At 67.8% G+C, this 20,274-nt stretch carries 19 protein-coding genes and 1 tRNA gene; 5 read left to right on the top strand and 15 right to left on the bottom strand.

Translation table 11 applies throughout. The annotated features are described in order from the left end of the window. Positions 1-12 precede the first annotated feature (12 nt). The 6 genes from ABSH63_RS06940 to ABSH63_RS06915 all read right to left on the bottom strand — a co-directional run bounded on the left by ABSH63_RS06940 (position 13) and on the right by ABSH63_RS06915 (position 5,841). Positions 13-2,169 carry a DUF1302 domain-containing protein gene (locus ABSH63_RS06940; RefSeq protein WP_352888568.1) on the bottom strand — a complete coding sequence of 719 codons (2,157 nt, stop codon included), beginning with the start codon at positions 2,167-2,169 and terminating at the stop codon, positions 13-15. 148 nt (positions 2,170-2,317) lie between these two features. Then, positions 2,318-3,376, bottom strand: coding sequence for a hypothetical protein (locus ABSH63_RS06935; protein WP_352888567.1), 1,059 nt, complete (start codon positions 3,374-3,376; stop codon positions 2,318-2,320). A 10-nt stretch (positions 3,377-3,386) separates the two neighbouring features. Continuing rightward, complete coding sequence (locus tag ABSH63_RS06930; protein WP_352888565.1) at positions 3,387-3,614, bottom strand: hypothetical protein; 228 nt, start codon at positions 3,612-3,614, stop codon at positions 3,387-3,389. 118 nt (positions 3,615-3,732) lie between these two features. Next, positions 3,733-4,737, bottom strand: a complete 1,005-nt coding sequence (locus ABSH63_RS06925) for an AraC family transcriptional regulator (RefSeq protein ID WP_352888564.1) — start codon at positions 4,735-4,737, stop codon at positions 3,733-3,735. Positions 4,738-4,747: 10 nt separating this feature from the next. Further along, positions 4,748-5,215, bottom strand: coding sequence for a gamma-glutamylcyclotransferase family protein (locus ABSH63_RS06920; protein WP_352888562.1), 468 nt, complete (start codon positions 5,213-5,215; stop codon positions 4,748-4,750). After that, positions 5,215-5,841: a 2-hydroxychromene-2-carboxylate isomerase gene (locus ABSH63_RS06915; RefSeq protein WP_352888561.1), complete on the bottom strand. Its 627-nt coding sequence runs from the start codon at positions 5,839-5,841 to the stop codon at positions 5,215-5,217. Before ABSH63_RS06915 ends, ABSH63_RS06920 begins: the two co-directional genes overlap by 1 nt. Positions 5,842-5,990: 149 nt before the next feature. Between ABSH63_RS06915 and ABSH63_RS06910 the strand changes: the two genes are divergently transcribed. From ABSH63_RS06910 to ABSH63_RS06900, 3 genes are all read left to right on the top strand, one after another. After that, the gene (locus ABSH63_RS06910) at positions 5,991-7,808 is read left to right on the top strand and encodes an acyl-CoA dehydrogenase C-terminal domain-containing protein (protein ID WP_352888560.1); all 1,818 of its coding nucleotides are present in this window, start codon (positions 5,991-5,993) and stop codon (positions 7,806-7,808) included. Between the two features lie 206 nt (positions 7,809-8,014). Further along, positions 8,015-9,370: a DUF1329 domain-containing protein gene (locus ABSH63_RS06905; protein ID WP_352888558.1), complete on the top strand. Its 1,356-nt coding sequence runs from the start codon at positions 8,015-8,017 to the stop codon at positions 9,368-9,370. Between the two features lie 100 nt (positions 9,371-9,470). Next, positions 9,471-10,049 carry a rhomboid family intramembrane serine protease gene (locus tag ABSH63_RS06900; protein WP_352888557.1) on the top strand — a complete coding sequence of 193 codons (579 nt, stop codon included), beginning with the start codon at positions 9,471-9,473 and terminating at the stop codon, positions 10,047-10,049. A gap of 4 nt (positions 10,050-10,053) precedes the next feature. On the opposite strand, the gene ABSH63_RS06895 is transcribed toward ABSH63_RS06900, so the two are convergent. The 3 genes from ABSH63_RS06895 to ABSH63_RS06885 form a co-directional block, all read right to left on the bottom strand. Further along, complete coding sequence (locus ABSH63_RS06895; protein WP_352888556.1) at positions 10,054-11,082, bottom strand: TerC family protein; 1,029 nt, start codon at positions 11,080-11,082, stop codon at positions 10,054-10,056. Between the two features lie 316 nt (positions 11,083-11,398). Next, positions 11,399-11,485 (bottom strand) — tRNA-Leu (locus tag ABSH63_RS06890). A 42-nt stretch (positions 11,486-11,527) separates the two neighbouring features. Then, positions 11,528-12,343, bottom strand: a complete 816-nt coding sequence (locus ABSH63_RS06885) for a hypothetical protein (protein ID WP_352888554.1) — start codon at positions 12,341-12,343, stop codon at positions 11,528-11,530. Between the two features lie 115 nt (positions 12,344-12,458). On the opposite strand from ABSH63_RS06885, the gene ABSH63_RS06880 reads away from it, so the two are divergent. Beyond that, positions 12,459-13,055 carry an NUDIX hydrolase gene (locus tag ABSH63_RS06880; protein ID WP_352888553.1) on the top strand — a complete coding sequence of 199 codons (597 nt, stop codon included), beginning with the start codon at positions 12,459-12,461 and terminating at the stop codon, positions 13,053-13,055. A gap of 97 nt (positions 13,056-13,152) precedes the next feature. Next, positions 13,153-13,476 carry a ferredoxin FdxA gene (gene fdxA / locus ABSH63_RS06875; protein ID WP_352888552.1) on the top strand — a complete coding sequence of 108 codons (324 nt, stop codon included), beginning with the start codon at positions 13,153-13,155 and terminating at the stop codon, positions 13,474-13,476. Positions 13,477-13,499: 23 nt separating this feature from the next. Here the strand turns inward: fdxA and ABSH63_RS06870 are convergent, their stop codons facing one another. The 6 genes from ABSH63_RS06870 to astA all read right to left on the bottom strand — a co-directional run bounded on the left by ABSH63_RS06870 (position 13,500) and on the right by astA (position 20,274). Next, positions 13,500-14,240, bottom strand: a complete 741-nt coding sequence (locus ABSH63_RS06870) for a general secretion pathway protein GspB (RefSeq protein ID WP_352888551.1) — start codon at positions 14,238-14,240, stop codon at positions 13,500-13,502. Next, positions 14,237-15,865 carry an AAA family ATPase gene (locus ABSH63_RS06865; RefSeq protein ID WP_352888550.1) on the bottom strand — a complete coding sequence of 543 codons (1,629 nt, stop codon included), beginning with the start codon at positions 15,863-15,865 and terminating at the stop codon, positions 14,237-14,239. The genes ABSH63_RS06870 and ABSH63_RS06865 overlap by 4 nt, the downstream gene beginning before the upstream one ends. A 77-nt stretch (positions 15,866-15,942) precedes the next feature. Further along, positions 15,943-16,407: a GNAT family N-acetyltransferase gene (locus tag ABSH63_RS06860; protein ID WP_352888549.1), complete on the bottom strand. Its 465-nt coding sequence runs from the start codon at positions 16,405-16,407 to the stop codon at positions 15,943-15,945. Between the two features lie 8 nt (positions 16,408-16,415). Further along, entirely contained in the window at positions 16,416-17,774 is a 1,359-nt protein-coding gene (gene astB, locus ABSH63_RS06855; protein ID WP_352888547.1) for an N-succinylarginine dihydrolase, read from the bottom strand. Further along, a complete protein-coding gene (gene astD, locus ABSH63_RS06850; protein ID WP_352888546.1) occupies positions 17,771-19,258 on the bottom strand; it encodes a succinylglutamate-semialdehyde dehydrogenase in 1,488 nt (495 codons plus the stop codon). Before astD ends, astB begins: the two co-directional genes overlap by 4 nt. Continuing rightward, positions 19,255-20,274, bottom strand: coding sequence for an arginine N-succinyltransferase (gene astA / locus ABSH63_RS06845; protein WP_352888544.1), 1,020 nt, complete (start codon positions 20,272-20,274; stop codon positions 19,255-19,257). The genes astD and astA overlap by 4 nt, the downstream gene beginning before the upstream one ends.

The raw sequence follows: 20,274 nt of genomic DNA, 5'->3' as shown, positions 1-20,274 counted from the left end.
ATCAGAACGCCTTCAGAACGTGTACGAAACCGCAAAACCCGCAAAATCCTTGTCGCGATAGCCGTTGACGGTGCCGCCGTCGGCCCATCCTTGATAAAACAACTGCGCGCCGAGCTTCTGCGTGATCTCGATGTCGGTGCCGACCTGCCAGAGCATCGTCCCTTCGATGAAGTTCTGGTTCGGGCTGGGCGCCACGCCGTAGACATCGTGCGACCACAGGATCTGCGGCTTGAAGTTCCAGCCGAAGATCACGTTGTTGTACTCCAGGCGTAGGATCAGGCGGTAACCGGCGGCGAAATCGTCGGCAAAGCCTTCGGTCTGCTGCGTCGGATTGAGACGCTGCGTCGGCTTGACGCCGGGATCGCCGACATCGCCACTGCCGTCGGCGCCGGGGCTGGCGTGGGTGTTGTTGTAGTCGCCGCCCTCGAACTGCAGCACGTCGCGCGAGGGCATGTCGGTGATCCAGGTGAAGCCGGTTTCGGCGATGATCTGCACCTGCTCGGCACCGATCGGGTTTTCGCTGTTGCCGAGTACGCGGATGCCGGTGAAGTCCATTTGCACGGCGTTGAGCCGCTCGTAGCCGGTGATGAGCTGGTTGGGTTCGATCCGGTCCCAGCCGCGATAGGCCATCAGATAGCTCGGTACCGCGACCGCACGTGGCGGCAGCGCGAAATCGTTCTCGGGATTGGCGATGAGTTGTGTGAGCAGACTGAGCGTGCGCGGCGAGGTCAGCACGCCGAGCGCCGTCGTCGGATCCAGGCCGATGCTGATCAGGCCGGGGAGCGTGAGATCGCCGACCGTGCCCAGACCAAGCACGATCTCGTTCTCGGGCAGCGCCGGCTGCAGTGCGGTGAACACCACGTCGGTGATCTGCACCTGCACCGGTAGGTTGGGGCGATACGCGACCTCACCGGCGAGCGACCACTTGCCGATGGTGGTGTTGAAGCTCACGCCGTAGAGCTGGATGTCCTCGGGATAGTCGAGGAAGATGCGCGCGCTGTCGATCGGCGTCGGTTCGAGGCCGCTCGGTGTCAGGCGCATGCCGTCGCAGTCGGCGGTGGCCTGCAGCACGTCGGTGGTCGTGTCCTGGATGCAGGTCGCGTCGGTCGCGTACATGCTCAGGTAGGGCAGGCGGCTGTGGTAGTTCAGCGCGTAGAAGCCGAACTCGGTGCTGATGTCGGCGGCATACCAGGTCAGTTTGACGCCGAACTGACCTGCGTCGCGCGGTTCGCCCTCGGTTTGGCTCACTGGCACCGTCAGCGAGGTGTCCGAGATCTCGGCGCCGATGCCGGGCAAGCGCTGCAAGCCGTTCGGGTCCTCGTGGAACTGGCCGAGCGAGACCGTCGCGTAGTCGCGACCGATGACATCGAAGGGGGCGAAGAAGGCGCCGCCCTCGGGTACTTCGACACCGCGCCAGCCCAGCAAGTAGATCAGGTCCACGGCGAGGCTGTCGCCCAGCGTCGTCGACAGCACCGCTGCCGGCGTGGTCTGGAACACCGCGGCGATCTGCGTACCCGGCTGATACAGAAAACGCGCGTCCGGCGCGTTGATCTCACTCAGACTGTTGATCGCGATCAGGGTCGATTCGCCCCAACGGATGGTCTGGTAGCCGATGGTCGCGACGAAGTCGCGGTCCAGCGCCTCGAAGGCGGTGCTGACCAGCAGATTGCCGATCTGGAAATCGTGACCGACACTGCCGCGCACGGCGTCGTTACGTGGCGTGCGCTGCGGCTGGTAGGTCGTGTCCGGATGGAATTCGTCGAAGTCGTCGTTGATCGGGTCGTAGAACAGTGTGCCGCCGGCCTTGAACACCCATTCGCCCCAGGTCAGCGACAGCTCGCTGCTGATCTTGGACACGGCGGCGACGACGTCGCCTTGGTCGTAGTTCAGGTTGCCGTCGTCCTTGTTCAGGCCGAAGAATGCGCCGGGGGCGTCGATCATCTTTTGGTTCAGCGCCGGATTCTCGTTGAACGAGATGCAGGCGTCGTCGACGCCGCTGCCGCACAGCGTCGGGTCGAGATTGTTCTTGTCGATCAGCGCCGGGTTGCGGTCCTCGACGCGCCACGAAGCGCCGAACGAGACGCGCGTCTTGAGATCGCCGAAGATTTCTCCGTATTCGAAGCGGAAGGCCTGGGCCGGCGTGGCCAGAGCCAGGCCGGCGATTCCCATCAAGGTCCAGTGGATCGACGTCCGCTGACGGACGGTCCGCATTCCGCACATGTTCACTCCCCCTGCGCTTGGTCTCGAGTGACCGCCGCGCGCCCCCTGCCGTCGGAGTGCGCGACGAACGCTACTGTGACAGCAAACGATGGTACTGTCACCCTGCTCGTGCCGCATTGGCCAAGTTGACGCCGCGCTGGGCGGCGAAGTCAGCGCGCGCCGCGTCCAGGCGCGCAAGGACGTCGCCGCCCTGGCGCTCGGCGAGCGCGGCGGCGCGTTGCTGCAGCGCTGGGTCCAGGTGGCCGACCAGCGGCAGGAGCTGCGGCCATAGTCCGCCGGCATCGGTGGCGCGGATCAGCGCGGCCAGCACCGCGTCGTCGTGCAGTCCCGGGGCACGCGCCAGGCGCGCGCACTCCGCCTCCGGCATCTCGGCGATCAGCATCAGCAGCTCGCCCCACAGGTTCTGGGTCTGGGTCAGCGCGAGCATGCGCGCGATCTGCGCGTCGTCGAAGCCCGCGGCGATCGTGGCCATGCGCTGCCTCGGCCGTGGCCCGACGGCGTTGATCAGCGCCAGCGCATCGGCCCAGAGTTCGGCGCCTTGCGCGATCGCGATCGCGATCATCTCGCGCAGCCGCGCATCCGGCAGCATCTCGATGACCGCGTCGAGCTGCGCCGGGTCTTCGACGTACAGGCCGATCCGCAGCAGCGCTTCGTCGTCCCGCAGGGCGTCGAGCACCGCACGCATCGCCGGCTCCGGCAGGCAGTCGACGAAGCGACCCATGACGATGTAGGCCTTGCGCTCTGCGAGTTCACGGGCCACGTCGACGATGCGTGCGACCGGCATGCTCGCGATCAGTTCGCGCACACGGCGCGGGTCCAGTTGCAGGCAGACGTCGGCGAGGAACGCCGTCGGCAGCCGCTTGGCGATGTCGACGGCACGATCCGGCGGCAGCTGGCCGGCGATGCGGGCGCACAGCAGTGGGCCGAGGGCCTTCTCGGCGATGACCGCGGACAAGGGCCCCGGCATCAGCCGGGTCGCCGCGGCGATGCGGCCGAACAGCTCGGCGTCGGCGTCGAACAGCACCGCCGTGATGCGCTCGCGCAGCGCGCGGAGCGTGCGCAGGTCGAGCTTGTCGAGAAACGGCAGGTCCGCGAGCGGCTTGCCGAGCAGCAGCGCGAGCTTGTGCACTTCCGCCTGATGGGCGAGTCGGGCCATGGGGTCGAAGCTAGTGGGGTAGCAGGATCTTGCGCACCGCCCCGCGTAGCAAAAGCGGCAGGTGGCCGAGCGCCGCATCCGTCGCCTGCGCCAGTTGCCGCTGCTGCTCGCGCCGCGCGCTGCGCACCGCGTCGACCAGGGTCTGCAGCTCGGCGTCGTCGAGTTTTTCCAGGCCGGGCACCGCGGCGCCGCCGAGCACCTCGGTCAGCGCGTCCAGCGGCCTTTTCTGTGATGGCATCGGCGGTGTCTCCTCGCGCCGGTTCGTGGCCGGCCGTTTAGCGGGGCAGGCTAGCAAGCGCGCCCGCGCACCGCATTGACCGGGCCGCCAGTGCGGATGTCGCGCCGGCAGGCGCGGCTCAGCCGCTGCGGTGGCGCTCGCGGTACTGCACCGGCGTCATGCCCGACCAGCGTTTGAACGCGCGGTAAAAGGTGCTCGGCTCGGAGAAGCCGGTGAGATAGACGATGTTGTCGATGGACTCGTCGGTGCGCGCGAGCAGGCGCCGCGCGAGCGCGTAGCGGAAGTCGGTGACGATCTGCGAAAAGCTGGTGCCGGCGCGGGCGAGCTCGAAGCGCAGGCGCCGCGGCGGAAGGCCGACCTCGGCGGCGACGTCTTCGAGGTCGCAGGACTCCAGTTCCAGACGCTGCGACAGCACTTTGCGGATCTGTTCGACCAGGTCGCGGCGGCGCAGGTCGGACAGGCGCTTGGCCGCCAGCTCCTCGTGCAGTTTGAGCAGATCCGGGTCCCAGCGCGGCGAGCGGTAGTCGAGCAGCGCCGGGTCGAACCAGATCTCGCTCTCGTGGCCGTCGAACTCCACCGGGCAGCCGAACACCGCTTCGTACTGCGCGCGCGGGCTGCGCGCGCTGCAGCGCAGCTTGACCTTCAGCGGCGGCGCGAAGCGGTTCTCGGTGACCGAGCGCGCGAACTGGATCAGCTCGTAGACCACGCAGATCTCGGTGTGGCGCAACTGCGGCGCCTCCAGCGCACTGCCGATCACGCCGATGCGCGCGCCGGCCGTATCGTGCACCAGACGCACCGACAGGGCATCGCTGATCAGGCGCAGGTACTTGAGTGCTCGCTGGATGCCGTCGCCGAAGGTCGGGCTGCTGAACATCAGGTACTCGATCACCTCGCCGCGGAACGGCGGCAGGTGCGGGCACAGGTGCAGACCGATGTCGGCGTCGCCGGTCACGCCTTCGACGATCTGCCAGAACAACGCCTGCTGCTGGTGCGGCGTGCGCAGTTCCTTGAGCGGCAGTTTGACGGCATCGTAGCCGAGCTTGCGGTAGACGGCGTCGACGTCGACGCCGGCCTTGACCATGGCCTCATGCACGACGAGCAGGAACTGTCCCGAATCACGCATGTCTGCTGGCTTATCGTTCTTGACGCGGCGATGGGCCCGTAGTGTGCCGCAAGCGCCGGTCGCGGTCACGGCGCCAGATGCGGGCGCGCCGCGCGCACGAGGATGCGTGGCGCCGGGCGAAGTCGTGCAGGGTCCAGGTCCTCGTGGTGGCGAGATGACGATGCGCTGGCGCGAGCAGATAGGCTTGGGCCGCGAGCACGCTGCCGTCGGTCATGTGCACGGTGACGGCGCTGCGCTCGAAGAAGTCGCTCTCCCAGTCATCGAGGTAGGCCAGCTCACGCACACCGACGGCGATCACGGCGCCGCAGGTGCGAGCGCCGCTCGCCGGCACGAGGCCAGGAAAGTCTTGGCCGCGCAGCGCGCAGCGACGATGCTCCGCGAGCTCTGCGGCCGCGAGCATCGGCACGCGGTCGAGCAGGGCGCGCAGCACCGCCGGGACCAGCAGACTGCCGTAGACGAACAGCGTGAGCGATCGCATCAGCGCTGCAGCGCATGCGCGCCGCGGGCCCAGGCGAGCGCCTCGTCGAGGCGGTCATTGCCCCAGAACAGTTCGCAGCCGGTGTCCTCGTCGCCGACGCGAAAGCTCGGCGCGCCGAACAGGCCGAGCGCCGCGGCGCGCTCGGTGTTCTCGCGCAGACGCTGCTTGAGCGGCGCAGACTGCGCTGCGGCGAGGCGTTCATCGGCGTCGGCGACACATGCGGCGAGCAGCTCGCGCACCAGCTCGGGCGCGTCGATGTCGCGGTCGAACTCGAAGTTGGCGCGAAACAGCGCGCGCACGAAGTCCGGCACCCAGGGCTCCCGTGCATAGGCGGCGACCACGCGCGCGCCGAGCACGCTGGTGCGCGGGAACGACGAGGGCTTGCGAAAACCGATGCCCTGCGCCGCGCAGATGCGTTCGAGATCGCGCCACATGTAGCGGCCCTTGGCCGGATACTGCACGAACGGCGAACTGTCGTAGCCCTGTTCGCGGAAGATCGGCCCGAGCAAGAAGGGCTTCCATTCGACCCGGACACCCGCCGCCCCGGCCGCGGCTTCGATGCGCATGGCGGCCGGGTAGGAATAGCTGCTGGCGAACTCGAACCAGAATTCGACGGCGGGGGGCATCGGCGGCTCCGGGGAGGTGGCCCGTGCATTGTAGGCGCGGGCACGCGATTTACCCGGCGGACGCGGCGCCGGCGATGTCCGGCCAATGCCCGCGCGTCGGTGCGTGCGCAGACTGCGCGACGTTCCCGATCCATCCCAAAGGTTCTGCCATGCCCGTGTACAAGGCGCCGCTGCGCGACATGCGCTTTTTGCTCAACGAAGTGCTCGATTTCCCGTCCCACTACGCCGGTCTGTCGAACGGCCACGACGCGGATCCGGACACGGTCAACGCGATTCTCGAAGAGTGCGCGAAGTTCTGCGAGGAGGTGCTCGCGCCGCTGAACCTGTCGGGGGACGCCGAGGGTTGTCGCTTCGAAAACGGCGCGGTGACCACGCCCACGGGCTTCAAACAGGCCTACGAGCAGTACGCCGCCGCTGGCTGGCAGGGCTTGTCGCATCCGCAGGAATACGGCGGCCAGGGCATGCCGATGTCGCTGGGCCTGATCAAGTCGGAGCTGACCGGGACCGCGAACTGGTCGTTCACGATGTATCCGGGACTTGCGCTGGGCGCGATGAACACGATCATGCAGCACGCCAGCGCCGAGCAGAAGGCGATCTACATGCCGCCCCTGGTCCAGGGGCGCTGGCTCGGCACCATGTGCCTCACCGAACCGCAGTGCGGTACCGACTTGGGGCAGATCAAGACCAAGGCCGAGCCGCAGGCGGACGGCAGCTACAAGCTCACCGGCACCAAGATCTTCATCTCGGCCGGCGAGCACGATCTGACCGAGAACATCATCCACATCGTGCTCGCGCGTCTGCCCGATGCACCGCCGGGCACCAAGGGCATCTCGCTGTTCATCGTGCCGAAGATGCTGGTCAAGGCCGACGGCTCGCTCGGTGAGCGCAACGGCATCCGCGCCGACGGCATCGAGCACAAGATGGGCATCAAGGCCTCGGCCACCTGCACGATGGTGCTCGATGGCGCGACCGGCTACATGATCGCCGAGCCGAACAAGGGGCTGGAGGCGATGTTCACCTTCATGAACACCGCCCGCGTCGGCACCGCCGTGCAGGGCGTGGCGCACGCGGAGCTGTCGTACCAGAACGCGCTGGCCTATGCCAAGGAGCGTCGCTCCATGCGCGCGCTGTCCGGCAAGAAGGAGCCGGAGAAGGTCGCCGACGCCATCATCCATCACGCCGATGTGCGCCGCATGCTGCTCACGCAAAAGGCGGTCGCCGAGGGCGGGCGCGCGATGATCTACTTCGCGGCCCAGTATGCCGATCACATGGTCAACGGCATCCTCGAGAACGATCCGCAGAAGTACCGGCACTGGGACGACAAGCTCGGTTTTCTGACGCCGATCCTCAAGGGCTTTCTCACCGAGATGGGCCTCGAGGCTGCGAACCTCGGCATACAGGTGTTCGGCGGCCACGGCTACATCTGGGAACACGGCATGGAGCAGATCGCGCGCGACGCGCGCATCAGCACGCTCTATGAAGGCACCACCGGCATCCAGGCGCTGGATCTACTCGGCCGCAAGGTGCTTTTGACCACGCGCGGCAAGGCGGTGCGCGACTTCACCGCGCTGATCGGCAAGTTCGCGGTCGAGCACATGCGCAACGGCAAGCTGCGTCGCTATGCGGCGGATCTGGCCCGCTACGCGGCCGAATGGAACGTGCTGACCATGCGCATCATGCTGATGGCGCGCAAGGACCGCGACGTGGTCAGCGCCGCGAGCCATCACTTCCTGATGTACTCGGGCTACGTGACCATGGCCTACTTCTGGGCGTTGCAGGCCGCGGTCGCCAGCCAGAAGCTGGCACAGGGCGGCGCCGAGACACCGGCGTTCTACAAGGCCAAGATCGCGACGGCGCGCTTTTACTTCGACCATCTGCTGCCGCGCGCCAAGGCGCACGCCGCATCCATGGTCAAGCCGAGCAAGTCGCTGATGAAACTGCCGGTCGAGTCCTTCGTTTTCGAGTGACGACACGGTCGATCGCGACGTCTGCGCAGCGCTGCACGTCCGACGCCGGCGGCACGCCGGCGAACGTCCTCGATCCTGGCACGGCGGCGCCGATCGCGAGCGCCGCCGTTTCCGCCGGCCGCTCCGTCGGTGTTAGCCTGTGCGCGCGAGCGGCCGCGCACAACGAGGGCGGCGGCTCGTATGAACACAAAATCGAGGGCGAATCCATGTTCAAGCTGATCCGAATCACGCTGTGCGCGGGCCTGCTCGCGACCGGCCCGGTGCTCGCCAAAGTCTCCGCCGACGAAGCCGCCAAGCTCGGCAAGGAGCTGACCCCGGTGGGTGCGACCAAGGCGGGCAACGCCGACGGCAGCATCCCGGCCTGGGACGGTGGCCTGACCCAGGCGCCGCCGTGCTTCAAGGGCGAGGGCACGCGATACTGCGACCCCTTTCCCGACGACAAGCCACTGTTCACGATTACGGCGAAGAACCTCGGTGAGCACAAGGCCAAGCTGACCCCGGGGCAGGTCGCGCTGTTCGAGAAGTACCCGGACAGCTATCAGATGAAGGTCTACAAGACGCGGCGCAGCTTCGCCAACCCCCAGTTCATTTATGACGCCACGTTTAAGAACGCGACCAGCGCGACGCTCGGCGGCAACGGTGAGGCGCTGCAGGGGGCGATCACCGGCATTCCATTTCCGATTCCGCAGAACGGCCATGAGGTCATCTGGAACCACAAGGTGCGCTATCGCGACATCGGCGTGCGTCGTTGGAACAACCAGTTCGCGGTGACCACCGCGGGCGACTACAACCTGGTGAAGATCCAGGAGGATGCCTTCTTCGTCTACAGCCAGCCGGGCATCGACCCGGCGTCGCTGAACAACAAGATCCTGTACTTTCTGCAGGTCACGACCGAGCCGGCGCGCCTGGCCGGCACCATCCTGCTGGTGCACGAGACCATGGACCAGGTCAAGGAGCCGCGCGGCGCCTGGCAGTACAACCCGGGCCAGCGGCGTCTGCGCCGCGCGCCGAACGTCGCCTACGACAACCCCGGTACGGCCTCGGACGGCCTGCGCACCAATGACCAGCTCGACATGTTCAACGGTGCCATGGATCGCTACCAGTGGAAACTGGTCGGCAAGAAGGAAATCTACGTGCCGGCGAACAGCTACGCGATCCACAGCGACAAGCTCAAGTACAGCGATGTGATGAAGAAGGCGCACATCAACCAGGAGCACGCGCGCTACGAGCTGCGCCGCGTCTGGGTCGTCGATTCCTTCGTCAAGCCGGGTGTGAGTCACCTGTACAAGCGCCGCACCTTCTACGTCGACGAGGATTCCTGGCAGATCGTCGCCGTGGACGTCTACGATCAGCGCGATCAGCTCTGGCGCGTCCAGGAAGGCCATCACGTGATCGCCTACGACAAGCCCTACCAGTTGCCGGTGCTCGAAACCGTATATGACCTGCAGAGCGCGCGCTATCTGGTCATGGCGGCGAACAACGAGGATGCCGAGACGGCGTCGCGCAAGTTCACGGTCGAGGATTTCAGCCCGACCAGCGTGTCGAAACTGGCGACCAAGTAGTCTTCCGGCGCTTTTGCATCCACGCCGCCGCTCGTGCCGACCGGCGGCGTTTTTTCAGGCCGTTACACTGCCGGCTCGTCCTTCAGATCAGGCACCGCCGATGGCCGTCGCGCCCGTCACCCACGTCCTTTTGATCGTCAACCTCCTCGTCTTCGGCTTGCAGATGACGGCTGCGGACGGGCTCATCCGGCAGTTCGCGCTGTGGCCGCTGGGTGCCGGCTTTCAGTTCTGGCAGGTGGTCACCAGCGCGTTTTTGCACGGCAGCCTGTTTCACCTCGCGGTGAACATGCTCGGCGTGTGGATGTTCGGCCGCGAGGTCGAGCGTGCGATCGGCTCGGCACGCTTCGTGCAGCTCTACACGGTGAGCGTATTCGCCGCCGCGATCGCCCAGCTCATCACCCAGGGCTTCGGCGAGCCGGTGCCCACGGTCGGCGCGTCCGGGGGGCTGTTCGGCCTGCTCGGCGCCTATGCGCTGCTGTTCCCGCGCCGGCGCGTGATGCTGCTATTCCCGCCGATCCCGCTGCCGGCGCCGGTGTTCGTCACGCTATACGCGGCCTTCGAACTGTACGCGGGCGTCACCGGCACGATGTCCGGCATTGCCCATTTCGCGCATCTGGGCGGGCTCGCCGGCGGCCTGCTGCTGCTGCGTTCGTGGCGCCGCCGCGCGCGGTGGCGCTGAAGACTCACCTGCGCGCGGGTTCGTCCGGCTCGCGCTTGCGCCGCGAGAACGGATAGCCGCCGCGCGGCCTGCCATCGCCCGTGGGCGGAATGTAGACGGACAGCAGCATCGTCACGCCGAGCACCAGCACGGTCGCGCCCAGCGACCAGGCGACCGGGATCTTGTACAGGTCGATCAGCAGCATCTTGCCGCCGATCAGCACCAGGACGATCGCCAGACCGTACGACAACAGATGGAAGCGCTCATGCACGCTGGCGAGCAGGAAGTACATCGCACGCAGGCCGAGGATCGCGAACACATTGGACGTGAGCACGATGAACGGATCGAGCGTGATCGCGAAAATCGCCGGGATGGAGTCCACCGCAAAGATCACGTCGACGATGCCGATCAGCACCACGACGACCAGTAGCGGTGTGGCGACGCGCGCGCCGTCGATGCGCGTGAAGAACTTCTCGCCGTCGTAGCCGGGCGCGATACGCATGCGCCGCTTGATCCACTTCAGCGCCGGATTGTCCTCGAGATCCGGCTCCTGGCCCGCAGCCCACCACATCTTGATGCCGGTGAAGACCAGAAAGGCGCCGAAGACGTAGAGAATCCAGTGGAACTTGGCGATCAGCCAGGCACCGATCAGGATCAGCACCGCGCGCAGTAGCAGCGCGCCGAGTATGCCGATCATCAGCACGCGCTTCTGGAACTCCGCCGGCACCGCGAAGTAGGTGAAGACCATCAGGAAGACGAAGATGTTGTCGACCGCGAGCGCCTTCTCGACCAGATAGCCGGTGATGAACTCCAGCGCCTTGTCGTTGGCGAGCGCGCGCGCCGCCGCATCGTCGCCGCTGCCGCCGAGTTCCCACCACAGCAAGGCGACGAAGACGAAGCTGACCGCGATCCAGATCAGCGTCCAGATCGCCGCCTCGCGCATCGACACCTTGTGTGCGCCCTGGCGGTTGAGCGCGAAGAAGTCGACCGCGAGCGCAACGACGACGAAGATCGTGAACAGCGTCCAGAGCAGCGGCGTGCCGATGGAGATCATGGAGAGATCATTTAAAAGTGAACGGGCGGCGCAAAGCCAACCGCCCAGTCGGTCTTACCGTCCGCACATTGGCGCGGTCCGCGACGCCGGGGTACGCGAGTACCCGTGCTGACGACGTCGCGGGAGCGGGTGAGGCCCCGGCTACTCCCCGTGAGCGGCGCGGTGATTTGAGCAGCGCCGCCGCGACGCCGTCAATGCGCGCCGTTTGTGCCGGGGACGGCACGCCGCACGCATCGACCCAGCGGCGCCGATCGACGCCGTGACCGCCGCGCAATCGAAGGCTGATCGGCGGTGCGCCGCGTGAACGCGGGATGACTGGTGCCGAAGGTGGGACTCGAACCCACACGCTTTTGAAGGCGGCGGATTTTGAGTCCGCTGCGTCTACCGATTCCGCCACTTCGGCGCGGCCGCGCATTATATCGGCCCGCCGCGCCGGTGCGGACCTTCAGACGCGGAAGTCGAGGCGCAGGCCGGCGTGGTAGCCGTAGATGCGGGCCGATGGCTGCGCGCGGTAGGTCGCGGCGCCGCCGCCGATACGCAGCTCGAGTGCGTCGCTGGTGTACACCGGGATCTCGACGTTGACGCCGAAGCTGGCGCCGTTGATCGCCTCGGAGGCGCCCGGCCGTTCGAGGTCCACGTGGGCATAGCCGATCGAGGCGCCGACTTCGATCAGATCGAGCAACACACCGGTGGGAACGAAGTAGACCGCGTAGAACCGTTCGGTGCTGAACTCGTCGGCCGCGAGCTCGCCGACGCCGCTGTCGCCGGCACCGAGCTGTGCTTCGAGACCGATCGCATCGAACAGACGCAGGCCGGCGCGCACGCGGTACATGCGCGAATCGAAGCGGTCGCCGCCGAACGCGTCGATCAGAGCTTGCGAGGAAAACGAGGCGGTGGTCCAGACGACGTCGGCGCCGGCGTAGAGCGCCCACGGCTGGGCCTCCTCGGGCGCGGCCTCGTCGCCGCTGGTGCCCGAGTCGTCGAAACCGTCGCCGAAGCTGTTGGCGTCCGAGCCGTCCGACGCGAAACTGTTTGCATCGCTGGTGTCTGAGGTGAAGCGGTTGGCGTCGGAGGTGTCGGACGTAAAGCGGTTGGCGTCCTGGGTGTCGGACGAAAAGCTGTTGGCATCCGGCGTGTCGCTGCTTTGATCGGCGGCGTTGATGTCGGCGAAGCTGTTGCCTGCCTGGGTGTCGCCGTCATCCTGTGCGAAGACCGCGTTGCAGAGCAGCAGGCCGGCAGCCAGACACGTGAGCTTGTTCATGCGCATCCCCCAGAGCGGTCCGATGTTCTTCGATCGCAACGCCGAATGTTCACCGATTTTCGGCGGCAATTCCACTTGAGCCGCTATAGTGCCGGCCTTGCTCATCCGCTGCCCCATGCACCCCCAAACGCGTTACTGCAATGTCTGCGGACATCCGGTCGAGTTCCGGGTGCCGGCCGACGACCACCTGCCGCGGCACGTCTGTACGCGCTGCGGTCACGTGCAGTACCGCAATCCCAAGGTCATCGTCGGTGTGATCGCCGAGTGGCGCGACGGCCGCGTGCTGATGTGCCGGCGCAACATCGAGCCGCGCCGCGGCTTGTGGACCTTCCCCGCGGGTTTCATGGAGATGGGCGAGACCAGTGCCGCCGGTGCCGCGCGCGAGGCGCGCGAGGAATCGCTGGCCGAGGTCGATGTCGGGCCTTTGCTGATGGTGATGAACGTGCCCTACGTCAGCCAGGTGTACATGGTCCACTGCGGCCGCCTGCTGTCGGAACGCTTCGGGCCGACCGCCGAGAGTTCCGAGGTCGTCCTGATGCACGAGCACGAGATCCCCTGGGACCACATCGCCTTTCCGACGATCTGGCACAGCCTGCGGCAGTACTTCGAGGATCGCCGCAACGGCCGCTTCGGTACCCACTTGCTGGACCTGACCTTCAAGCCACCAGCGCCGCAACGGCCCGAGGTGCCCGGCGACGACCCGTCCGCCTGATCTTGCGGCGGGCCGGTCGCCGATCGTGATCGGTTAGAATCCGGCGCCCTTGACGGCCGGCATCCGGCCCGCCCTTGCCCAACTGCGAGTTGCGCCCATGACCTTCGTCGTTACCGAAAACTGCATCAAGTGCAAGTACACCGATTGCGTGGAAGTCTGCCCGGTGGACTGTTTCCACGAAGGTCCGAACTTTCTCGTGATCGACCCCGAGGAGTGCATCGACTGCACACTGTGCGAGCCAGAATGTCCGGCCGAGGCGATCTTCGCCGAGGACGATCTGCCCGAGGACCAAGCGCACTTCAAGGCGATCAACGCGCAGCTGAGCAAGGAGTGGCCGGTGATCACCGAGCGCAAGGAGCCGCCCGCGGACGCCAAGGACTGGGACGGCAAGCCGGACAAGCTCGCGCTGCTCGAGCGCTGAGCCTCGCATCGGCGCTGCGGCAATCAGCGATTCAGCGGCCAGTAGACGCGCTGGCCTTCGAACTCGAAGATCACGCCGTCTGCGACGATCTCGGCGATGCGAAGTCCGCCGTCGAGCTGACCGCCCTCGCCGACGCGGCGGCTATCGACCATGATCCAGCGGCGCGCCGGGTCGGCATCGAAGACGTGCACCTGGATCAGCGGTGACGCAAAACGGGACTGCACCTCCGTCGGCAGCGCGTCCAGTCGCTGCGCGCGTCGAGCATCGCCCGGCGCGCCGGTCGTCGTCATAGGCTGGGACGTCGGGGGCGTGGTCTGGGTCGCGCTGGCCGGCGTCGAGTCGTGGACCAGCGTCGCGACGGGCGTCGGTCCGTCGGTAAGGGGCGTGTTGCCGGCGCGGGTGGGACTGCCCTGGAACACCGGCGTGACGTCGTCCAAGGTTTCGTAGACCCCAAGGGCTTCGATCTCGCCGAGCAGGGGTTGCCCGGTGAGCGGTTCCTCGGCTGGGGATGCGGCGCGTTCGGTTGGGGGCGCGGCGTCCGTGCTCGTTGCGCTCGTCGGCGTGGCAGCGAGCGGTGCCGGCGGCGGGCGCAGCAGCAACGCAGCGACGCCGACACCGGCCAGAAACAGCGTCGTTGCGGCGAGCACGAGGATGGTCGGCCGTGGCCGTGGCGTGGCCGGCGCGGTGGCCGCGCCCTGGGGTTGTGGCGCCGCGGTGCTGCGCTCGCGTTCGGCGCGCCGGAGCGCATCGAGAATGTAGCTCATGGGGTTCTCATGGCCAGCGTCGGCGTGCCGGGGAGTCCATCGCCGAGCTCGATCAGGGTGCGCACGCCGGCGATGCCGTCCACGGCCAGGCCGCGGTCTGCCTGGAAGCGGCGCACGGCATCGGCCAGCGCGGCGTCGAACACTGGGGGCGGCTCGCCCTGGGTATAGCCGAGTTCCGCGAGCCGCTGGTGCAGCCAGGCGATGTCGACGCTGCCGGCCTGGGCGTCGATGCGGATCGCGTGGGTCTCGCGGCGCCACAACAGCAGGAATTCGCCGGTCCACAGCGGGCGGAGTTCGGCGACGGCGATCCGCATCGGGCCGAGCACGGTGTGCAGCACGGCGTTGCGCGGATCCAGCGATTCGAGCAGCACGTACTGCGGACTGCCGTCGATCAGCAGGCTGAGCACCGCGGGGCGGTCCATCGTGAACAGATCCTGCCAGCTGCCGCTGCTGCGGTAGCACGCCAAGCCCTGGGTGTGCAGCGCGGCGCACAAGTCGGCCGTCGCATCCGCTGGCACTTCGGCGTTCCACAGCCGGATCAGGCGGGCCAGCGCCACCGCCAGCGGCTGTGCGCTGCGAGCGAGATCCTCGGCCGACGACAGCGGCAGCGCCGCCGGCACGATCGCCGCCGGCGTTGCGACGGGCGTGATCTGCGGTGTCGGTGTTGCGGCCGCAGTACGCGTCGGTTTGGCCGATGCCGAGGGCGTCGCCGCCGCCGATGGCGCCTGCGATCCCCAGGGATAGAACGTGTAGGCGAACAGGCCCGCGCAAGCGATCAGCGCGACCAGCCAGCCGGTTTCGATCGCGCGCCAGCGCCGCGGCGCGCCGGCTTCGAGCCGTTCGCGCTGCTCGCCCATGACCTCGCGCGCGGCGCGGCGCACGGTCGCGGCGTCGACGCGCAGGGCCTGCTGGGCGTAGGCGCCGAGCAGCGCGCGGTCGCAGATGACGTTGATCAGGCGCGGGATGCCCTGTGCATGGCGATGCACCAGCGCGCAAGCCTCGGGTTCGAAGATCGGTGAGCGCGCGCCGGCGATGCGCAGGCGATGGCCGATGTACTCGGCGGTTTCGCGTGCGGACAGCGGCGTCAGGTGGTAGCGCGCGGTGATGCGGCTGGCGAGCTGGCGCAGCTCGGGTCGTGCGAGCAGCGTCGCCAACTCCGGCTGGCCGACGAGCATGATGCGTAGCAGCTTTTCCTTGGCCGTTTCAAGGTTGGTCAGCAGCCGCACCTGTTCGAGCACGCCGGGCTGCAGGTTCTGTGCCTCGTCGATGATCAGGACCGTGCGCCGACCAGCGGCGTGAGTCTTGAGCAGATGCGCGTTCAAGGCATCGACCAGCAGCTTGATCGACGTCGTCTCGCGCGGCACCGCGACGCCGAGTTCGTCGCAGATCGAGTGGACGAACTCATGCTCGCTCTGGCGCGGGTTGTGGATCATCGCCACGTCGACATCGGGCAGCTTCTGCTCGAGCAGTGAGCGCACGATGGTGGTCTTGCCGGTGCCGACCTCGCCGGTGATCTGCACGAAGCCTCCGTACTGGCCGATGCCGTACAACAGATGCCCGAGCGCCTCCTGGTGGCGCGAGGACATGTACAGATAGGCGGGGTCCGGGGTGATCGCGAACGGCATCTCCCGGAGCTGGAAGTACTCGATGTACACGTGGGCGGGGCGGCGCCTGCTCGATCAGGGGCGCACGAGTATAGCGTTCAGGTCTGTGCCGGCCGCAGCATGTCGACGTGCGCAATGCCGTCTTCCAGATAAGGCGTCGAGATCGTCTCGAAGCCGAGCGAGCGATAGAAGTCTTCGAGATGCTGCTGGCCGGAGAGGAAGATCGGCTGTTCGGGATAATGCTGCGCGCAGGCGGCGATGCCCTGTGTCATCAGCTCGCGACCGTAACCGGCGCCGCGCCATGCCGGGGCCACGACCAGTCGGCCGAGCGCCGGCGCATCGTGCTTGATGCCGGGCGGCACCAGGCGCAGACCGGCCTGCACGCGGCCGTCGGCATCGCGGCCGACGAGATGACGGCAGCGCGGATCGAGGCCGTCCATGTCCGCGTAGGCACAGTTCTGCTCGACGACGAAGATGTCCGAGCGCAGCTTGAGCAGCGCATAGAGCGTGTCCGGATCGAACGCCGGCCAGTCGATCCATTGCCAGCACAAGCCTGCGCGCATCGGTGGCATCAGTTGCGCTGGAAGTCGTACAGGCTGCCGAGCTTGAGTAGCGCGGTCAGGCGGTCGAGCGCGGTGCGGCTCTCCTCGAGCAGTTGCGGGTCGGCCAGATCGTCGACCGTGAGGCGATCGCGATAGTGCGCGTCGACCCAGGCGAGCAGCTCGGCGTGGCGCTCGGGCGTGATCCAGACGCCGGGGGCGACGGCGGCGCGCTCGGCCGGTGTGAGCACCACGCGCAGTCGCAGGCAGGCCGGACCACCGCCATTTTGCATCGACTGGCGCAGATCGAACACGGCGATGCCGTTGATGGGGTTGCGGTCGTCGGCGAGGATGCGCTGCAGCGCGCTCCAGACCGCGGGCGTTTCCTCGCATTCGCGCGCGACGATCAGACGCATGCCGCCGTCCGCCGGGCAGACCAGTTGCGAGTTGAACAGGTACGAGGCGATCGCCGCGTCGAGGCTGACTTCGGTCTCGCTGATCTCGATGAACACCGGCCGCCGTTCACCGGGCAGATGCGTGCAGATCCAGCCGCGCAGGGCCTGTGCGTCGACGAAGGCCTGCTCGTGATAAAGCAGCACCTCGCGGTTGCCCACGGCGATGACATCGTTGTGGAACACGCCGGCGTCGATCGCCTCGGGGTGCTGCTGGGCGAAGAAGGTCGCCGCCGCGTCGAGTTCGTGCAGGCGCGCGATCGCCGCCGAGGCCATGCGCGTCTGCCGCGCCGGATAGCGCGCCGGCCGCGGCTCGTCGTCGCCACCGCGGCCGTAGACGAACAGCTCCAGCCCGGGGTCGCCGTAATCGCTGCACAGCCGCGTGTGGTTGGCCGCGCCCTCGTCGCCCAGCATCGGCGTCGCTGGTAGCGGGGCGTGGTGGACGAAGCGGCTCGGATCGGGGAACACGGCCTTGAGCACGCGCGCGGTGGTCTCGGTTTCGATCGCGCGATGCAGATTGCTGCACAGGTTGGCCGGGGTGATGTGCACGCGCGCGTCGGCGCAGTCCGCGCTGGGGGATACGGTCGCGGCATTCGCGGTCCACATCGCCGAGGCCGAGGACACCGCGGCGAGCAGTTCCGGTGCGCTGCGCGCGACGCGCGCGAGGATCTGCGCGTCGGTGCCGCTGTAGCCGAGCCGGCGCAGCGTCGGCAGGTGCGGACGCTCCTGCGGCGGCAGCACCGCCTGCGGCAAGCCGAGCGCGGCGAGCGCTTGCATCTTCATCAGGCCCTGACGCGCAGCCTCGCGCGGATTGGCGATGCGCCGCGCATTGCGCTCGGAGGCGACGTTGCCGAAGGACAGGCCGGCGTAGTGGTGGGTGGGTCCGACCAGGCCGTCGAAATTGGCTTCGAGCGTGGCTTCTGGCTTGGCTGTGCTCACAGGCTCACTCCCGGCGGCAGCTTGCTCGCGCGCTGCATGCGCGGCGCTTCGCTGCTCGCGACCGGATAGGCGCAATAGTCGGCGGCGTAGTAGGCGCTCGGCCGGTGATTGCCGCTGGCACCGATGCCGCCGAACGGGTAGGCGCCGGAGGCACCGGTGGTCGGCCGGTTCCAGTTGACGATGCCGGCACGGATGCGCAGGCGGAAGCGCTCGTATTCGGCGGCGTCCTCGCCGATGAAGCCGGCAGACAGGCCGTAGCGCGTGCGGTTGGCGCCGGCGATGGCCTCGTCGAGCGTGTCGTAGCGGATCACCTGCAGCAACGGGCCGAAGTATTCCTCGTCCGGAACCTCGGCCATGGCGCTCACGTCGACGATGCCCGGGGACACGAAGGCCCGTCCGAGATCGAGTCGGCGCATCGCCAGCAGGCTGCGCGCACCGGCGTCGAGCAGGCGTTGCTGCGCGGCGAGCAGGGCATCTGCGGCGCGCGCGCTGATCACCGGACCCATGTACGGCGGCGGTTCGGCGTCCCAGCGATCGATGCGCAGCGTCCGCGCGACGGCGATGAGCCGTTCGATGTAGGCATCGCCCCAGGCGCCGCGCGGTACGAACAGGCGCCGCGCGCAGGTGCAGCGCTGACCCGCGGTGATGAAGGCCGACTGCACGGTGTCGAGCACGGCGGCGTCGAGGTCGGCGACCGCGCGCACGATCAGCGGATTGTTGCCGCCGAGTTCGAGCGCGAGGATGCGGCCGCTGTCGTCGGCGAACTGGCGGTGCAGCAGTGCGCCGGTGCGCTGGCTGCCGGTGAAGTAGAGACCGTCGAGCTGGGGATGTGCCGCGATCGCCGCGCCGGTCGCGCGCTCGCCTTGCAGCAGTTGTAGCACGCCGGGCGGCAGGCCGGCCTGTTCCCACAGGCGCACGGTCGCCTCGGCGGTCGCCGGCGTCAGCTCGCTGGGCTTGAACAGCACGCAGTTGCCGGCGAGCAGCGCCGGCACGATGTGGCCGTTGGGCAGGTGTCCCGGAAAGTTGTACGGCCCGAACACGGCAACGACGCCGTGCGGACGGTGACGCAGCACGTGGCGGCCGAAATCGGTGGCCTGCTCGTGCTCGCCGGTGCGTTCGCGGTTGGCGCGGATCGACAATTCGATCTTGCCGACCATGGCCGCGACTTCGGTGCGCGCCTCCCACAGCGGCTTGCCGGTCTCCTCGGCGAGCAAGCGCGCCAGCGCCTCGGCCTGCGCCTCGAGCAGGGTCGCGAACGCGCGCGTGAGCGTCGCGCGCTCGGCGAAGCTGCGGTCGGCCCAATCATCGAAGGCCTTGCGTGCGGCGACGAAGGCGTCGTCGACGTCGCTCGCGCTGGCGGCGCAGCCCTGCCAGACGCGGTGCTCATCGTGCGGGGCGAGGCTCTCGAAAACCGGTCCGCTGCCGCGGCACCAGCGGCCGTCGAGATACAGCTCGCCGGTGAGATTCTGCAACGATCGCGTCATAGCGCCACCACGCGTGCGTTGTCGCCGTCGGCAAGACCCAGGGTCGCTGCCAGCGCCGGCGTCAGGCTCAGCCGGTCCTGCTGCACGCTCAAGGGCGCGAGCGCGCAGCGGAAGCCGCCGAGCGAAAGATTGGAGATCAGATGCGGCGTCGCGCGCGCCTTCGTCGTGCCGTCGCCCACACGCACGCGCAGCACGCGCGAGCGGCGGATCGAGCGCACCTGCGCGGTCGGTGCCTCGACCGTCGGTCCGCCGTCGAAGATGTCGATGTAGTTCTGGTAACGAAAGCCCTCTTGCTCCAGCAGCTTGAGTGCCGGCGCGGTCTGTTCGTGGACGCGGCCCATCACGCGCTGCGCCTCCGCCGGCAGCAAGCTGGTGTAGATCGGATGTGTCGGCATGAGCTCGGCGATGCAGGCCTTGTTACCCTGGCCGACGATGTGTTCGGCAAGCTCGTACTCGATGCTGAAGAAATGTCGGCCCAGACCTTCCCAGAACGGCGAGCGGCCGGCGGCATCGGAAACGCCGCGCATCTCGGCGATGATCTTGTCGGCAAAGCGCGCGCGATGGCTGGCGATGAACAAAAAGCGCGACTTGGACAGCAGGTGGCCCATGCCGGCCGCGCGAAACGCCGGCGCCAGATACAGCGAGCACAGCACGCTGCTGCCGGTCAGGTCGTTCGACAGATACAGCGTCGGCACGCGCGTGTAGACGTTCAACGTGCGGCTGGCGTGCACGGTCAGGCCGACGTGATAGTTGTAGAACGGCTCGTCGAGACCGCACGCGGCCTCGACCGCGCAGCAGCCGCCGACCTCGCCGGTCTCGGATTCGACAAGCACGAACATGTAGCGCTGATGCCCCGGCTCGTTGACCGGTTCGGCGAAGGACCGCAGCGAGCGCTCGATCTTGGCGCGCAGCGTGTCGCGGTCCGGCGGCAGCGAAGTGAAGCCGGCGCCGGCAGTGCGCGCCATCTGCAGCAGAGCGTCGAGATCGTCGGCTTGGATGGGGCGGATGTAGCGCAT

It is taken from the genome of Sinimarinibacterium thermocellulolyticum, assembly GCF_040327995.1.
GTDB lineage: Bacteria > Pseudomonadota > Gammaproteobacteria > Nevskiales > Nevskiaceae > Solimonas > Solimonas thermocellulolyticum.
The sequence above is the reverse complement of the archived record's forward strand: the minus strand, read 5'-3'. Positions and strand labels throughout refer to the sequence as shown.

What these genes read in the sequence shown, in the direction of transcription:
- ABSH63_RS06940 (WP_352888568.1), bottom strand. Translation starts at nt 2,169, where the DNA reads ATGGGAATCGCCGGCCTGGCTCTGGCCACGCCGGCCCAGGCCTTCCGC.
- ABSH63_RS06900 (WP_352888557.1), top strand. Translation starts at nt 9,471, where the DNA reads ATGGCCGTCGCGCCCGTCACCCACGTCCTTTTGATCGTCAACCTCCTC.
- ABSH63_RS06880 (WP_352888553.1), top strand. Translation starts at nt 12,459, where the DNA reads ATGCACCCCCAAACGCGTTACTGCAATGTCTGCGGACATCCGGTCGAG.
- ABSH63_RS06930 (WP_352888565.1), bottom strand. Translation starts at nt 3,614, where the DNA reads ATGCCATCACAGAAAAGGCCGCTGGACGCGCTGACCGAGGTGCTCGGC.
- ABSH63_RS06925 (WP_352888564.1), bottom strand. Translation starts at nt 4,737, where the DNA reads ATGCGTGATTCGGGACAGTTCCTGCTCGTCGTGCATGAGGCCATGGTC.
- ABSH63_RS06905 (WP_352888558.1), top strand. Translation starts at nt 8,015, where the DNA reads ATGTTCAAGCTGATCCGAATCACGCTGTGCGCGGGCCTGCTCGCGACC.
- ABSH63_RS06915 (WP_352888561.1), bottom strand. Translation starts at nt 5,841, where the DNA reads ATGCCCCCCGCCGTCGAATTCTGGTTCGAGTTCGCCAGCAGCTATTCC.
- ABSH63_RS06920 (WP_352888562.1), bottom strand. Translation starts at nt 5,215, where the DNA reads ATGCGATCGCTCACGCTGTTCGTCTACGGCAGTCTGCTGGTCCCGGCG.
- ABSH63_RS06860 (WP_352888549.1), bottom strand. Translation starts at nt 16,407, where the DNA reads ATGCGCGCAGGCTTGTGCTGGCAATGGATCGACTGGCCGGCGTTCGAT.
- ABSH63_RS06865 (WP_352888550.1), bottom strand. Translation starts at nt 15,865, where the DNA reads ATGCCGTTCGCGATCACCCCGGACCCCGCCTATCTGTACATGTCCTCG.
- ABSH63_RS06910 (WP_352888560.1), top strand. Translation starts at nt 5,991, where the DNA reads ATGCCCGTGTACAAGGCGCCGCTGCGCGACATGCGCTTTTTGCTCAAC.
- astD (WP_352888546.1), bottom strand. Translation starts at nt 19,258, where the DNA reads ATGACGCGATCGTTGCAGAATCTCACCGGCGAGCTGTATCTCGACGGC.
- ABSH63_RS06885 (WP_352888554.1), bottom strand. Translation starts at nt 12,343, where the DNA reads ATGAACAAGCTCACGTGTCTGGCTGCCGGCCTGCTGCTCTGCAACGCG.
- ABSH63_RS06895 (WP_352888556.1), bottom strand. Translation starts at nt 11,082, where the DNA reads ATGATCTCCATCGGCACGCCGCTGCTCTGGACGCTGTTCACGATCTTC.
- fdxA (WP_352888552.1), top strand. Translation starts at nt 13,153, where the DNA reads ATGACCTTCGTCGTTACCGAAAACTGCATCAAGTGCAAGTACACCGAT.
- astA (WP_352888544.1), bottom strand. Translation starts at nt 20,274, where the DNA reads ATGCGCTACATCCGCCCCATCCAAGCCGACGATCTCGACGCTCTGCTG.
- ABSH63_RS06935 (WP_352888567.1), bottom strand. Translation starts at nt 3,376, where the DNA reads ATGGCCCGACTCGCCCATCAGGCGGAAGTGCACAAGCTCGCGCTGCTG.
- ABSH63_RS06870 (WP_352888551.1), bottom strand. Translation starts at nt 14,240, where the DNA reads ATGAGCTACATTCTCGATGCGCTCCGGCGCGCCGAACGCGAGCGCAGC.